Genomic DNA, 13,851 nt, shown 5'->3' with positions numbered 1-13,851 from the left:
GCACCGGTGATCATGTTCTTCACGTAGTCGGCGTGGCCGGGGCAGTCGACGTGGGCGTAGTGGCGGTTCGCCGTCTCGTATTCCACGTGGGCGGTGTTGATCGTGATGCCGCGCGCCTTTTCTTCCGGGGCCGCGTCGATCTGGTCGTACGCCTTGGCTTCGCCGCCGAACTTGCTCGCCAGCACGGAGGTGATCGCCGCCGTCAGCGTGGTCTTGCCATGGTCCACGTGACCGATGGTGCCCACGTTCATGTGCGGCTTGGTCCGCTCGAATTTACCTTTTGCCATTTTTTCGACTCCGAAAAAAGTTCCACAGTTCTGGTGCCCTTGGCGGGAATCGGACCCGCGACCTCTCCCTTACCAAGGGAGTGCTCTACCACTGAGCCACAAGGGCGAATTTCTCGCCGCGCCCCGAGGGGCCAATCTCATTTGTCGCCGCGCGTCGAACCGATGGCGTGGAGCGGGAGACGGGAATCGAACCCGCGTCATTAGCTTGGAAGGCTAGGGTTCTACCATTGAACTACTCCCGCAATGGGGGCCCGTTCAACAGCCCCGATGCAAGCCCAAGCTGCCACGACACATCATCAAACAACTCATCGTTCCGACACTTTCGCCAGCTCCGCAAACAACTCATGCGAAGCTGGTGGAGGAGGCTGGATTCGAACCAGCGTAGGCGTAAGCCAACAGATTTACAGTCTGCCCCCTTTAGCCACTCGGGCACCCCTCCGGCGAACCTCGAAATATAGCACGATTCGCGGCGGCCGATTCGCCCCGCGGCCCGCCCCCAGGCTCAGAAGGGGGGCGCCACCCCGCGGGCGGCCAGCCATGCCCGGGCTGCCAGGAAATGCCCACATCCAAGGAAGGGAGCCGGCGGCCGGCGGGCGGACAGTGGCGACGGATGGTTGGCCTGCAGGACCAGTGCTTCCCGGCCGTGCCGCGCCGCGGTTTCCTGGATGAGTTGCGCCTTGGCCTGGGCGTGCGTACCCCACAACAGGTAGACGCAGGGCGTGGCGGTTCGGGCGACCAGCGCGAGCAGCCGGTCCGTCAGCGCTTCCCAGCCGCGGCGCGCGTGGCTGGCCGGCTGGCCATCCTCGACCGTCAGGCAGGTGTTGAGGAGCAGCACGCCGCGCTGCGCCCAGCCCACGAGCGAGCCGGAACCCGGCTGGACCCCCAGCTCCTGGAAGATGTTGCGCAGCGACGGCGGCAGCTTCACCCCGGGCGCGACCGAAAATGCCAGGCCCTCCGCCTGCCCCGGCCCGTGGTAGGGGTCCTGTCCGAGCACGACGGCATGGATGTTTTCCAGCGGCGTCAGCTCCAGCGCGCGGAAGGGCCGCGGAGGGTAGACCACGGCGCCGGCCGCGAGCCTTTCGCGCAGAAAGTCCGCCAGGCGCCGGCCTTCGTCGCTGGCCAGGAAGCCCTCGACCTCGGCTTGCCAGCCCGGCGCCAGGGGCCAGTCTCCCGGTTCCCAGGCCTGCAGGCTCTGCGCGCCGGCAAAGTCGAATCCGGCCTGCGGCGGCTTGGCCATCGCCACCAGCCCGCTCAAGCGTTGAACAGCGCCGCCAACGCCGCGCCCGGATCCGGGGCGCGCATGAATGCCTCGCCGACCAGGAAGGCGTGCACGCCGGCTGCGCGCATCTTCTGCACGTCGTCCCGGCCCAGGATGCCGGACTCGGTCACCAGCAACCGGTCCGACGGGATGTCGGCCAGCATGCCCAGCGTCGTGTCCAGGCTGACTTCGAAGGTGCGCAGGTTGCGATTGTTGACGCCGACCAGCGGCGTCTTCAGCCGCAACGCCCGGTCGAGTTCGGCGCCGTCGTGCACCTCGACCAGCACGGCCATGTCGAGCGTGCGCGCGATGGCCTCGAACTCGGCCATCTGCGCGTCGGACAGCGAAGCGGCGATGAGCAGGATGCAGTCCGCCCCCATGGCCCGGGACTCGTAGACCTGGTAGGCGTCGACGAGAAAGTCCTTGCGCAACACCGGCAGGTCGCAGGAGGCGCGTGCCTGCTTGAGGTAGTCGGAACTGCCCTGGAAGAACTGGCGGTCGGTCAGCACCGAGAGGCAGGCCGCGCCGTGCTCGGCATAGCTCTGCGCGATGTCGGCTGGCATGAAATCCTCGCGCAGCACGCCCTTGCTGGGGCTGGCCTTCTTGATCTCTGCAATCACGGCCGCCTGGCCCGCCGCCACCTTGGCCCGCAGCGCCTGCTCGAAGCCGCGCGTGAGCACCCGGCTGAAGGCGTCGTCGCGCATCGCTTCCAGCGATTTCTTCTTCTTCGCCGCGGCAACTTCCTCCCGCTTCACCGCGACGATCTGGTCGAGGATGTCCGGCATGTCAGGCGCCCAGCGTCTTCGACAGGGCCACGAGCTGCTGCAGCTTGGCCATGGCACCCCCGCTCTCCAGCGCGGCGCGCGCCTGCTCGATGCCCTGCTTGATATCCGCCGCCACGTTGGCGGCATAAAGGCCGACGCCGGCATTGAACATGACGATGTCGCGGGACGGTCCGGCCTGGTTGGCCAGCACCTGCTCCAGCAGCACGCGCGACTGTTCGGCTGTTTCCACTTTCAGGGCCCGGTTGCTGGACATCGGAATGCCGAAGTCTTCCGGGTGGATTTCGTATTCGCGGATCTCGCCGTTCTTCAGCTCGCCCACCATGGTGGCCGCGCCGAGGCTCACTTCATCCATGCCGTCGCGCCCGTAGACAACCAGCGCGTGCTCCGCGCCCAGGCGTTGCAGCGCACGCACCTGGATGCCCACCAGGTCGGCGTGGAACACGCCCATCAGGATGTTCGGGGCGCCGGCAGGATTGGTCAGCGGCCCCAGGATGTTGAAGATCGTGCGCACGCCGAGTTCCTTGCGCACCGGAGCCACGTTCTTCATGGCCGGGTGGTGGTTGGGCGCGAACATGAAACCAATCCCGACCTGTTCGATGCACTTGGCGATGGCTTCGGGCGACAGGTTGATGTTGAGGCCCAGCGCCTCCAGCACGTCCGCGCTGCCGCTCTTGCTGGAAACGCCGCGTCCGCCGTGTTTGCTGACCTTGGCGCCCGCCGCCGCCGCCACGAACATCGAGCAGGTGGAGATGTTGAAGGTGTGCGAGCCGTCGCCACCGGTGCCGACGATGTCGACCAGGTGGGTCTTGTCGGCCACGTGCACCTTGGTCGAGAACTCGCGCATCACCTGCGCGGCCGCGGTGATCTCGCCGATGGTTTCCTTCTTCACGCGCAGGCCGGTGATCAGGGCCGCCATCATGACGGGCGAGCACTCGCCGCTCATGATCAGGCGGACGATCCTCAGCATCTCGTCGTGGAAGATCTCGCGGTGCTCGATCGTGCGCTGCAGCGCTTCCTGGGGAGTAATGGGCATCACAAGCTCCTCTTAGCGTGACGGATTGTCGGACAGGGCCAGGCGCACGCCGAAGCCGATGAACATGAGGCCGGCGACGCGGTCCAGCCAGTGCATGCCGCGCTGCACGGACTCACGCCGAGCCATCCAGCCGGCGGCCAGCGCCCAGCCGGAATTGACCGGGATGCTGTTGACGTTGAACAGCGTGCCCAGCAGGATGAAGGCGAGCGCCTTGTTGTCCGTTTCGGGCGCGATGAACTGCGGCACGAACGCCAGGAAGAAGATCGCCACTTTCGGGTTCAGCACGTTGGTCCAGAAACCGCCGAGGAAGACGGCGCGCAGGCTCGCGGGCTGCTGCTGCGCGAGGGCGTGCAGGTTGGCCGCCTGCGTGGGCGCGCGCGCCAGCAGCAGCTTCACGCCGATCCACAGCAGGTAGGCGGCGCCCGCCCACTTCAGCACCGTGAAGGCGAAGGCCGAGGTGGCGAGCAGCGCGCTCACGCCGAGCGCGGCGGCGAACACGTGGACGAAACAGCCGGCGGTGACCCCGAGGCCGCCGACCACGCCCGCCCGCACGCCGGAGCGCAGCGAGTTCGACACGATGTAGAGAACGTCCGGGCCGGGCGTCAGGTTCAACAGCACGCCGGCGGCGATGAAGAGCATCAGATGCTGGAATTCGGGCATGTCGTCCTCAGCGCTGGAAGAACGACCGGATCGCACCCGCGGCGCGGTCCACGCCTTCGGCATCCACGTCGAGATGAGTGACGAAACGCAGGCGGTACAGGCCGGTGGCGAGCACGCCTTGTCGCCGCAAGTGTTCGAGTAGTTCCGCCGAACGTTCGCGCGCCGCCCCTGTGAGGTCGACGAACAGGATGTTGGTCTGCGGCACTTCCACCTGCAGCCCATCGATGCCTTGCAGGCCCTCGGCGAGGCGGCGTGCCAAGGCGTGGTCCTGGGCCAGGCGGTCGACTTGCTGGTCGAGGGCGAACGACGCCGCAGCGGCCAGAACGCCGGATTGCCGCATCGCGCCCCCGGCCATCTTGCGCACGCGCCGCGCCCTGCCGATGAGCGCCTTCGAGCCGCAGAGCGCGGACCCGACGGGCGCACCCAGTCCCTTGCTGAAGCACACGGACACGCTGTCGAACAGCCGCGCGATGCGCCGGGCTTCGGCACGCGCGTCGCCGCCCCCGGCCTGCGCCACCGCCGCGTTGAACAGGCGGGCGCCGTCGAGGTGCGTGGCGAGCCCCTTGGCGCGCGCGAGCGCGGTCGCCTGCTCCAGGTAGCTGAAGGGCAGCACCTTGCCGCCGAGCGTGTTCTCCAGCGCGAGCAGGCGGCTGCGCGCGAAATGCGGATCATCCGGCTTGATGTTCGCTTCGATGTCGGCCAATGCCAGCGTGCCGTCGGCCTGGTGAGCCAGCGGCTGCGGCTGCACGCTGCCGAACACCGCGGCGCCGCCGCCTTCCCAGCGGTAGCAGTGCTGCATCTGGCCGACGATGTATTCGTCACCGCGTTCGCAATGCGACAGGATGCCGCACAGGTTGCTCTGTGTGCCGGTGGGCACGAACAGTGCGGCCTCGAAGCCGAGCATTCCCGCGATCTTGTCCTGCAGTGCGTTGACGCTCGGGTCGTCGCCGAAGACGTCGTCGCCGAGCGGCGCGGCGGCCATCGCCGCACGCATTCCTTCGGTCGGCTGGGTGACGGTGTCACTGCGCAGGTCAACAGCTTTCATGCGCGCTGCTCCAGGAAGTTCTTCAGCATCGCGTGACCGTGCTCGGTGAGGATGGATTCGGGGTGGAACTGCACGCCTTCCAGCGGCAGTTCACGGTGCCGCACGCCCATGATCTCGCCGTCGGGGGTCCAGGCCGTCACTTTCAGTTCCTTCGGGCAGCTCTCCCGTTCGATCGCCAGCGAGTGGTAGCGGTTGACGGTGAAGGTCTCCGGCAGATCGGCGAACACGCCTTCGCGCGTGGTGGTGATGACGCTGGTCTTGCCGTGCATCAGTTCCTGCGCGCGGATGATCTTGCCGCCCAGCGCCGCGCCGATGCTCTGGTGGCCCAGGCAGACGCCCAGCACCGGCAGCTTGCCGGCGAAATGGCGGATGGCTTCGACGGAAATGCCGGCCTCGGCGGGGGTGCAAGGCCCGGGCGAGACGACCAGCCGGTCAGGGCGCCGATCGGCGATGGCGGCCACGCTGATCTCGTCGTTGCGGAACACCTCCACCTCGGCGCCCAGCTCCCCGAAGTACTGCACCAGGTTGTAGGTGAAGCTGTCGTAGTTGTCGATCATGAGCAGCTTCATTCCAGCCCCTCCTCGACGAGTTCCGACGCACGCAGCAGCGCACGCGCTTTCGCTTCCGTTTCCCTCCATTCCATCTCGGGAACGGAGTCCGCCACCACGCCCGCCGCAGCCTGCACGTAGAGCATCTGGTCCTTGACGATGCCGGTGCGGATGGCGATGGCCACGTCCATGTCGCCGGCGTAACTGAGGTAGCCGCAGGCGCCGCCATAGAGGCCGCGCTTGTTCGGCTCCAGCTGGTCGATCAGTTCCATCGCATGGACCTTCGGCGCGCCCGTGAGCGTGCCCGCCGGAAAGGTCGCCTTCAGCACGTCCATGTTGGTCATGCCGTCGTTCAGGATGCCTTCGACGTTGCTCACGATGTGCATCACATGGCTGTAGCGCTCCACCGCGAACGCTTCGGTCACCTTCACGGTGCCCGTCTTGGCGATGCGGCCGATGTCGTTGCGCGCCAGGTCGATCAGCATCACGTGCTCGGCGCGCTCCTTCGGGTCTTCGATCAGCTGCTGCTCGGTGGCCTTGTCCAGCTCGGGCGTGGCGCCGCGCGGCCGGGTGCCGGCGAGCGGACGGATGGTGATCTTCTGGCCTTCGGGAGTGTGCTCCTGGCGCACCAGGATCTCGGGCGAGGCGCCGACGACGTGGAAGTCGCTGCCGCCCGAGCCGCCGGATGCACCGCTGAAGTTGTAGTAGTACATGTACGGGCTGGGGTTCAGCGAGCGCAGCGCCCGGTACAGCGACAGCGGTGATTCGGTGTAGCGCTTCTTGATCCGCTGGCCCACCTGCACCTGCATGAAATCGCCGGCCGCAATCAGCTCCTTGGCGCGCTCGACCGCCTGCAGGTAATCGGGCTTGGAGAACTCACGTTCCGCCGGGTAGGTCTCGGTCTGGCGCACCACCGGCGCGCTCACCGAGTACTTCAGCTGGTCCTTCAGCTCGCGCAGCCGCTTCTTGCCATTGGAATAGGCCTCGCCGCGCGCCGGGTCGGCATAAACGATCAGGTAGAGCTTGCCGGAGAGGTTGTCGATCACCGCCAGTTCCTCGCATTGCAGCAGCAGGATGTCCGGGCAGTTCAACGAGTCGGGCGGGCAGCTCTTTTCGAGCTTCTTCTCGATGTGGCGCACCGTGTCGTAGCCGAAGTAGCCGGCCAGGCCGCCGCAAAAGCGGGGCAGGCCGGGTCGCAGCGCCACCTTGAAGCGTTGCTGGTACGCGGCGACGAAATCCAGCGGGTTGCCCGGCGCCGACTCTACGACTTCGCCGTCGGTCACCACTTCGGTCAGCGCGTCGGCTCCGAAACCGCGGGCGCGCAGCAGGGTGCGCGCGGGCAGCCCGATGAAGCTGTAGCGGCCGAAGCGCTCGCCGCCGACGACGGATTCGAGCAGGAAGCTGAGTTTGCCGCCGCCCTTGGCGTGCGCCAGCTTCAGGTACAGAGAGAGCGGGGTTTCGAGGTCGGCGAAGGCCTCGGCGATGAGCGGGATGCGGTTGTAGCCCTGCGCCGCAAGGCTTTTGAATTCAAGTTCGGTGATCACGGGATGAGCCTCCACAAGCTCGGCGGCCGTTGCCGCGTGTTCTCAAAGACGGTGCCTCGGAGACGAGGCGCGGGGCACGGGCTGCCCCGTGCGGTCAGGATCGAACGTGACGTGGCTTGCGCCAGGGCCAGGCTCCCCGGTCCGCGCAACCTGTGATCGTGGTGTGGTGGATGAACACGGCAGCCAGTGTAGCAAAGGCATGTGGAATCCCGGGCGGGAACGGCAAAACATCGGGTTCCACGCGAAAACCCTCTTGCCATGCCTCGCGGCCATCCACAAAATCGGGGAAAACGAACGGTCGTTCTATTTCAGGAGACAAGGACATGCAAATCATCCGCAGCCTGCTGGCCGCCGCCGCCGTGACGTTGTTGCTCGCCGCCCCGGCGCTGGCGCAGACGGTCACGGTCAACGGTGTGAAATACGAGGACGCCACCGACCTGCGTGGGGCCAAGCTGCAGCTGAATGGCGCGGGGACGCGCTATCGCGGCCCTTTCAAGGTCTACACCGCCGGCTTGTACCTCACGAAGAAGGCGGGCACGCCCGATGAAGTCCTGGCGGTGCCCGGGGCGAAGCGTGTGAGCATCACCATGCTGCGCGACATCGATTCCGCCGAACTCGGCAAGCTGTTCGCGCGCAGCATCGAAGACAACATGGACAAGGCGGCGTTCTCCAAGCTGATCCCCGGGGTGATGCGCATGAGCCAGGTGTTCTCCGACTGCAAGAAGCTCTCCGCGGGGGAGAGCTTCAACATCGACTGGGTGCCCGGCGCCGGGACGGTCATCACCGTCAGCAACCCCAAGTGCCCGCAGAACATCGAGCCGTTCAAGGAGCCCGAGTTCTACAGCGCGCTGTTGCGCATCTGGGTGGGGCCTTCGCCGGCCGACTGGAAGCTGAAGGACGCCCTGCTGGGCAAGCCAGCCTAGGGATTGAGCAGCACGGCGGCGGCGCCAAAAGGCGCCTCGGTGCCGTTGGTGATGGCCATGTACATCACCTGCAGGTCCGCGCTGCCGGTCGGCATGAGGAAGTGGTAGTCGTCGATGTAGCCGTGCGCCGTGGCATCGAGGCGGTCGCCGTTGGGCCACAGGAACACCACTTCGCGGGCGCGCGACTGGTTCTCCCAATCTTCGAAGTCCACCCGGTCCGGCGCGCCTGAGCGAGCGCCGTCGGCGTAGATCAGCTTCTTCGGGCCCAGGAACGGAAGCTGGCCAGCGAGCCGGCCCGCCGTGACGGAAGGGTCGCCGTAATACAGCTTGTAGCGCGCGCCACCCACGTGCAGGGGAAACGCGGCCTGCGCGCTGGTGAACATCTTCGGGCAGCCCGCCGCGTCGTACTGCACCTGCCAGGCGCTGCCGCTCCATACCGCGTACGCGTGGTTCATGTTGAAGCTGGAGCAGCCGCTCACGCGGTCCACCGTGAACACCATGAACGTGCCGGCAGCGCCGTCCCAGCGCCAATCGGTGAGCGTGGGCCAGCCCACCTTGTGCTGGCGGGCGTTCTGGATGCGGCTGGCGGCGGCCACGCTGTCGCCTTCCACGCCGATCGCCACCTGCGGCGCGCAGCCGCCGCCCGCCGAATAGTCCGCAGCCGTGGTACAGGCGGTCGGCACACCCGCGTGGAAGTCCTGGCCCGTGTAGCCGTCGGCGCTGTCGACGCTGAAGATGCGCGTCCGGCCGTCCGCGCCTTGCGCTTCGAAAAAGAGCCGGACCTTCGCGCCCAGCGATGCGGCGAGCGGCACGCCTTGCCCGGTCGCCATGCCCGCGATCCAGGGCGTGGAACTGACCGGCGCATGCAGGCCGGTGGTGCCGCCGGAGCTGGAAAAAGCCAGGTAGCTGGCGGGCACGGCGGCGTCGATCGTGCGGGTACCGAGGGCGGTGGTCAGGATCTGTCGCGACTGCCCGCTGGGTCCGTAATACAGCTGCACGCGGTTCGCCGTGACGGCCGAAGCTTCCGGCCCGAACCGCGTGGCGCTGATGCGGGCATTGCCGTCGCTCACGATGCGCGCGAGCCCGGCGGTGCGATTGCCGCTGCCCTGCAGCTGCCAGTGTTCCGCGGGCGTGGCGCCGCTGGTGGGCGCGGCGGCAGCGGAAGTCGCGCAAGCTGCGTCGCCGCAAGCCGTCAGTGTCACTGCGTAGGTGGTGGCAGCTTTCAAGCTGGCCAGCACCAGCTGGGTGGCATCGGCCGGCGCAGTCAGCGCCAGCGGAACACCGCCGGTGTCGTCGGTGGCGGTGACGCGGAAATGGTCGACGCGCCCGGCGGTCGTCCAGCGAAGCAGCAACTGCGTGGATGAAGCGACGGTGACGGCGCCCAGCGCCCGCCCGCCGGTCTGCGCCAGCGTCACTCCGGCCGGTGCCTGCACGGCAGCCGGCGGCGCAACGGGAGCGGGAGCCGGAGCCGGGGGCGCAGGCGCCGGCGCGGGCGTGGCCGGTTCAGGGCTGGAACCACCGCCGCAGGCGCCAAGCAGGGCCAGCGTGCCCAAGGCAAGGACGATGCGCATCGTCCGATTGTGAAGACCTAACCGCGCCCCGACAAGGCGGGGATGCACAGGCCGAGATCGGCCAGCGAATCGACGAAACCAGCATGATGTCCAGCGCGGCGCAGAAGTCACCCAAAGTGTCGACCAGTGTGCCGTCGAGATCGAGGATGGCGGCTCGCAAGCCGGTGGGGAGCAGGGCGGAGCGCATCACCGCAGCATAGCTGCGCTCGCGCAGCCGGTCAGCGGTTCAGGCGGGCACCTCGTCCACCAGAGCGCGGCCCCAATGCCGGTGCCTGGCGATGGCCGCGATGAAGTCCTGCGCCATCTGCAGCCGCGTCGTCGGCTCGTTGGTGCCGATGATGACGCCCGCGGGCGGCGGGGCATCGGCCTGCGCGAGCCCGGCCGACTGCAGCAGCTCGATCGCCTCGCCGATGATGCACAGCGGCTTGCAATGCTTGTAGGCCTCCAGCAGGAAGTGCCTGGCGTCACCGTGGCGCATCAACGCCTGCGCGCTGGCCGCACCGCCCGGCACCAGCACCGCATCGAACATCACCGACGGCATGTTGGCGAAGGTATGGTCCACCGGCACCTGTTGGCCGGACGAGGACGCCACGACGCCCAGGTGGGAAGCGATCACCTTGGTGACCGCCCCCGCGTCCAGCAGCGCCTGCTGGATCACCTTGAAGGCGCCGAGCTCCACGCCCGGCGCGATCAGCACGGCGACGCGCCGGGTCTGGATGCCGTTCACCGCCCCTTCCATGCTGAGCGAGGGCGCCGCTTCAATGAGGGGCTTGGCGCGCGATTCGCGGAAGCCGGATTGCCCGGCCGCCGCCTTGGCGTCCGGTGGCCCGATGCCCAGCGGCTCGGCGACCTTGCGCGCGAGCTTGATGTCCACGTGCGCGAGGTTGTCCACCACGCGCTGGCGGATGGCCGGCACTTCCACCTTCGACAGTTCGAACTGGTAGGCGGCGATGATGTGTTCCTTCTCGGCGGGGCTTTGGCTGTTCCAGAACAGCGTCGCCTGGCTGAAGTGGTCGTCGAAGCTGGGGCTGCGGCGGCGGATCTTCGGCGACTCCAGCGCCTCGGGGTGGCTCTGGAAGCCCTGCTGCCCGCCGTCGACGCGAAATTCCGAGCCGGTGGCCAGCGTGTTCGGTTCGTAGGAGACCCGGCCCTTGTTGATCTGCATGCGGTGCATGCCGTCGCGCTGGAAATTGTGGAAGGGGCACACGCCCCGGTTGATCGGCAGCTCGTGGAAGTTGGGGCCGCCCAGGCGCGACAACTGGGTGTCGGTGTACGAGAACAGGCGTCCCTGCAGCAGCGGGTCGTTGGTGAAATCGATGCCGGGCACCACGTGTCCGGGGTGGAACGCGACCTGCTCGGTTTCGCTGAAGAAGTTGTCGGGGTTCCGGTTCAGCACCAGCTTGCCGACCACCGTGACAGGCACGAGTTCCTCCGGGATCAGCTTGGTGGGGTCGAGCAGGTCGAAGCCCAGGCTCTCGGCCTTGTCCTCGCTCACGATCTGCAGCGCCAGTTCCCACTCCGGGAAATCACCGCGGTCGATCGCCTCCCACAGGTCGCGCCGATGGAAGTCCGGGTCCTTGCCGGCGATCTTCTGCGCCTCGTCCCAGGCCAGGCCGTGCTTGCCCAGCTTCGGCTTCCAGTGGAACTTCACGAAGTGCGAGACGCCGCGCGCGTTGACCAGCCGGAAGGTGTGGACGCCGAAACCTTCCATCATCCGGTAGCTCCGGGGAATGGCCCGGTCGGACATGACCCACATCAGCATGTGCGAGGTCTCCGGCATCAGCGAGACGAAATCCCAGAAGGTGTCGTGCGCGCTGGAGGCCTGCGGCATCTCGTGGTGCGGCTCCGGCTTGAGGGCGTGGACCAGGTCCGGGAATTTCATCGCGTCCTGGATGAAGAACACGGGGATGTTGTTGCCCACCAGGTCGTAGTTGCCCTCGCGCGTGTAGAACTTGACGGAAAAGCCGCGCACGTCGCGCACGGTGTCGGCGGAGCCGCGGGAACCGGCGACGGTGGAAAAGCGCACGAACACCGGGGTGCGGCCGCCCACCTCCTGCAGGAAGTCGGCCTTGGTGTATTCCACCAGGGGCTTGGTCAGCTCGAAGTAGCCGTGGGCCGCGGCGCCGCGCGCATGCACCACGCGCTCGGGGATGCGTTCGTGGTCGAAATGGGTGATCTTCTCGCGGAGGATGAAGTCCTCCAGCAAGGTCGGCCCGCGCACGCCCGCCTTCAGCGAGTTGTGGTTGTCGGGCAGGACCACGCCCTGGTTGGTGGTCAGCAGGTTGTCGGTTCCCTGGCTGAAGGCTTCGAGCTGCTTGTTCTTGGCGGCGGCGGCATCGCCGGCCTTGGTCTTGCGCGAGCCATCCGGTCGGGACGAGGCCATTCAGTTCACTCCTGCGGAAACGGGCGAGTTGGGAGCGGCGCCGCGGGGGGCGGCGGAAGTTCGCTCTTGGGGGCTAGCGGACCTCGAGGTCCAGCATGGCTTCCAGCATGCGGGCCAACGAGACGAGGGCGAACGTTCCGACACCGCCGGCGGCCAGCCAGGTGAGCCCGTCGGGCACTGCGATGAGGACGTCCATCCGTTTCTCCTTGGCATTCTTTCTGTGAACAGGCATTGCACCAAGGCTCAGCCGCGCGGGCCGTAGCCCCGCAGCGGGCGCGTTTGTGGGGGGAGGCCGTCAATGACTGTAGGAACGCTCCCACGCCACCCCGGGTGACTGGCCGTCGTCGCGCGGCCCCGTCCTACCAGCGCGCCTGAGCCATGCGGCGAGCATGGAACGAAAGGAGCCATCCATGCCGACCCGATCCAGCAAGACCGAAGACCGGCCGCAAGGCCAGACGCTGCCAGTGCAGGGAGAAAAACAGGAGAGAGTGCCGCGCCAGCCGCACGAGCGCGACGAATCGGCAGACAGCCAGGCGGCCTCGGAACCGAACGGGCGTGCCATCGGAAAGATCGCCCACGACGACCTGGCCGAAGGCCAGGTCGACACCGACAAGGGCCCCGTGCTCGATGCGACCTATGACAAGGTGCGCGAAGGCGCCAGCCAGCCGGTCAAGCAGTTCCGGCCTTGAGCTGCTCGCGCATCGCGGAGATGACGCCGCGGTAGTCGGGCTTGCCGAAGATCGCGCTGCCGGCGACGAACGTGTCGGCGCCGGCAGCGGCCACGCGCGCGATGTTGTCGGTCTTGATGCCGCCGTCCACTTCGAGGCGGATGTCGCGCCCCGTTGCCGCGATGCGCTTGCGCGCGGCTTCGACCTTGCGCAGCGCGGAGTCGATGAAGCCCTGGCCGCCGAAGCCCGGGTTCACGCTCATGATGAGGATGAGGTCGATGTCGTCGATCAGCCAGTCCAGCACGTCGAGCGGTGCCGCCGGGTTGAACACCAGCCCGGCCTTGCAGCCGCGCGCCTTGATCGCCTGAACGCTTCGATGCGCGTGCGCGGAAGCGTCCGGGTGGAAGCTGATGTAGTCGGCGCCGGCTTCGGCGAAGGCCTGCGCCAGCGCGTCCACCGGCTGCACCATCAGGTGCACGTCGATCGGCACGGGCTGGCCGGTGGCCGTCTTCGCGTGCGGCTTCAGCGCCGAACAGATCATCGGGCCGAATGTCAGGTTGGGCACGTAATGGTTGTCCATCACGTCGAAATGGATCCAGTCCGCCCCGGCGGCGATGACGTCGCGCAGTTCCTCGCCCAGCCGCGCGAAATCGGCCGACAGGAGCGACGGTGCGATGCGGAAGTTCTTGCTCATGCCCGCATTGTCGCAAAGCGGCCGGGAACCAGGCTCCAGCTCGCGGGTAGTAGCATTCGCACCCATGGCCAAGTATGAGTTTCGCGTCGAGGTGCAGCCCCGCTACCTGCCCGACCAGTCCGCTCCCGAAGACGGGATCTACAGCTTCGCGTACACGATCACCATCGTGAATGCGGGCGAGGAGGCGGCGCAGCTGATCGCCCGCCACTGGATCATCACCAACGAGCTGGGCGCGGTGGAAGAGGTCAAGGGCCTCGGCGTGGTCGGCCAGCAGCCGCTGCTGAAGCCCGGCCAGTCGTTCGAATACACCAGCGGCTGCCGCCTGCGCACACCCACCGGCACCATGCGCGGCAGCTACTTCTGTGTGGCCGAAGACGGCGAGCGCTTCGAGGCCGAGGTGCCCGAATTCCACCTGGACGACGGCACCCGCCGCGTCCTGCACTGAGGGCGCG

Annotated in this window: 15 protein-coding genes, 3 tRNA genes and 1 pseudogene; 3 read left to right on the top strand and 16 right to left on the bottom strand. The window is 67.5% G+C overall.

Annotated features, from left to right (window positions below; all coding sequences use genetic code 11):
• The 11 genes from FN976_RS23875 to trpE form a co-directional block, all read right to left on the bottom strand.
• A partial coding sequence (locus FN976_RS23875) for a GTP-binding protein (protein WP_255440780.1) occupies nt 1–287 on the bottom strand: 287 nt, incomplete at its 3' end.
• 31 nt (nt 288–318) lie between these two features.
• Nucleotides 319–393: transfer RNA gene (locus FN976_RS23870), tRNA-Thr, on the bottom strand.
• A gap of 62 nt (nt 394–455) precedes the next feature.
• Nucleotides 456–529: transfer RNA gene (locus FN976_RS23865), tRNA-Gly, on the bottom strand.
• 111 nt (nt 530–640) lie between these two features.
• Nucleotides 641–726: transfer RNA gene (locus FN976_RS23860), tRNA-Tyr, on the bottom strand.
• Between the two features lie 63 nt (nt 727–789).
• A complete protein-coding gene (locus tag FN976_RS23855) occupies nt 790–1,524 on the bottom strand; it encodes a uracil-DNA glycosylase (protein WP_145895637.1) in 735 nt (244 codons plus the stop codon).
• 14 nt (nt 1,525–1,538) lie between these two features.
• Complete coding sequence (trpC, locus tag FN976_RS23850; RefSeq protein WP_145895625.1) at nt 1,539–2,330, bottom strand: indole-3-glycerol phosphate synthase TrpC; 792 nt, start codon at nt 2,328–2,330, stop codon at nt 1,539–1,541.
• A 1-nt stretch (nt 2,331) separates the two neighbouring features.
• Nucleotides 2,332–3,363 (bottom strand): anthranilate phosphoribosyltransferase, encoded by a 1,032-nt coding sequence (gene trpD, locus FN976_RS23845; RefSeq protein WP_145895623.1) that lies wholly within the window; start codon nt 3,361–3,363, stop codon nt 2,332–2,334.
• Nucleotides 3,364–3,375: 12 nt separating this feature from the next.
• Nucleotides 3,376–4,023, bottom strand: a complete 648-nt coding sequence (locus FN976_RS23840) for a LysE family translocator (protein WP_145895621.1) — start codon at nt 4,021–4,023, stop codon at nt 3,376–3,378.
• Between the two features lie 7 nt (nt 4,024–4,030).
• Nucleotides 4,031–5,068, bottom strand: a complete 1,038-nt coding sequence (gene ltaE, locus FN976_RS23835) for a low-specificity L-threonine aldolase (RefSeq protein WP_145895618.1) — start codon at nt 5,066–5,068, stop codon at nt 4,031–4,033.
• Nucleotides 5,065–5,637: an anthranilate synthase component II gene (locus FN976_RS23830; protein WP_145895616.1), complete on the bottom strand. Its 573-nt coding sequence runs from the start codon at nt 5,635–5,637 to the stop codon at nt 5,065–5,067. Before FN976_RS23830 ends, ltaE begins: the two co-directional genes overlap by 4 nt.
• Nucleotides 5,634–7,160 (bottom strand): anthranilate synthase component I, encoded by a 1,527-nt coding sequence (gene trpE / locus FN976_RS23825; RefSeq protein WP_145895614.1) that lies wholly within the window; start codon nt 7,158–7,160, stop codon nt 5,634–5,636. Before trpE ends, FN976_RS23830 begins: the two co-directional genes overlap by 4 nt.
• A gap of 323 nt (nt 7,161–7,483) precedes the next feature.
• Between trpE and FN976_RS23820 the strand changes: the two genes are divergently transcribed.
• Nucleotides 7,484–8,083 (top strand): chalcone isomerase family protein, encoded by a 600-nt coding sequence (locus FN976_RS23820; protein WP_145895612.1) that lies wholly within the window; start codon nt 7,484–7,486, stop codon nt 8,081–8,083.
• Here FN976_RS23820 and FN976_RS23815 read toward each other — a convergent pair.
• The 4 genes and pseudogenes from FN976_RS23815 to FN976_RS29565 form a co-directional block, all read right to left on the bottom strand.
• Complete coding sequence (locus FN976_RS23815) at nt 8,080–9,654, bottom strand: fibronectin type III domain-containing protein (protein ID WP_145895610.1); 1,575 nt, start codon at nt 9,652–9,654, stop codon at nt 8,080–8,082. The genes FN976_RS23820 and FN976_RS23815 overlap by 4 nt on opposite strands.
• Before the next feature lie 79 nt (nt 9,655–9,733).
• Nucleotides 9,734–9,841 (bottom strand): annotated as a pseudogene (locus FN976_RS29810) (phosphoglycolate phosphatase); the annotation flags it as partial.
• Nucleotides 9,842–9,880: 39 nt separating this feature from the next.
• Entirely contained in the window at nt 9,881–12,037 is a 2,157-nt protein-coding gene (locus FN976_RS23810) for a catalase (RefSeq protein WP_145895608.1), read from the bottom strand.
• A gap of 73 nt (nt 12,038–12,110) precedes the next feature.
• Entirely contained in the window at nt 12,111–12,233 is a 123-nt protein-coding gene (locus tag FN976_RS29565; RefSeq protein ID WP_255440777.1) for a hypothetical protein, read from the bottom strand.
• 214 nt (nt 12,234–12,447) lie between these two features.
• On the opposite strand from FN976_RS29565, the gene FN976_RS23805 reads away from it, so the two are divergent.
• Nucleotides 12,448–12,726: a hypothetical protein gene (locus tag FN976_RS23805; RefSeq protein ID WP_255440775.1), complete on the top strand. Its 279-nt coding sequence runs from the start codon at nt 12,448–12,450 to the stop codon at nt 12,724–12,726.
• On the opposite strand, the gene rpe is transcribed toward FN976_RS23805, so the two are convergent.
• Nucleotides 12,707–13,399 carry a ribulose-phosphate 3-epimerase gene (gene rpe / locus FN976_RS23800; RefSeq protein WP_145895604.1) on the bottom strand — a complete coding sequence of 231 codons (693 nt, stop codon included), beginning with the start codon at nt 13,397–13,399 and terminating at the stop codon, nt 12,707–12,709. The genes FN976_RS23805 and rpe overlap by 20 nt on opposite strands.
• Before the next feature lie 64 nt (nt 13,400–13,463).
• Between rpe and apaG the strand changes: the two genes are divergently transcribed.
• Nucleotides 13,464–13,844 carry a Co2+/Mg2+ efflux protein ApaG gene (gene apaG, locus FN976_RS23795; RefSeq protein WP_145895602.1) on the top strand — a complete coding sequence of 127 codons (381 nt, stop codon included), beginning with the start codon at nt 13,464–13,466 and terminating at the stop codon, nt 13,842–13,844.
• Nucleotides 13,845–13,851: the final 7 nt, after the last annotated feature.

It is taken from the genome of Caenimonas sedimenti (assembly GCF_007833165.1).
GTDB classification, from domain to species: Bacteria; Pseudomonadota; Gammaproteobacteria; order Burkholderiales; family Burkholderiaceae_C; genus Ramlibacter; species Ramlibacter sedimenti.
Note: the sequence above shows the minus strand (reverse complement) of the source record. Positions and strands in the feature narration are given on the sequence as shown.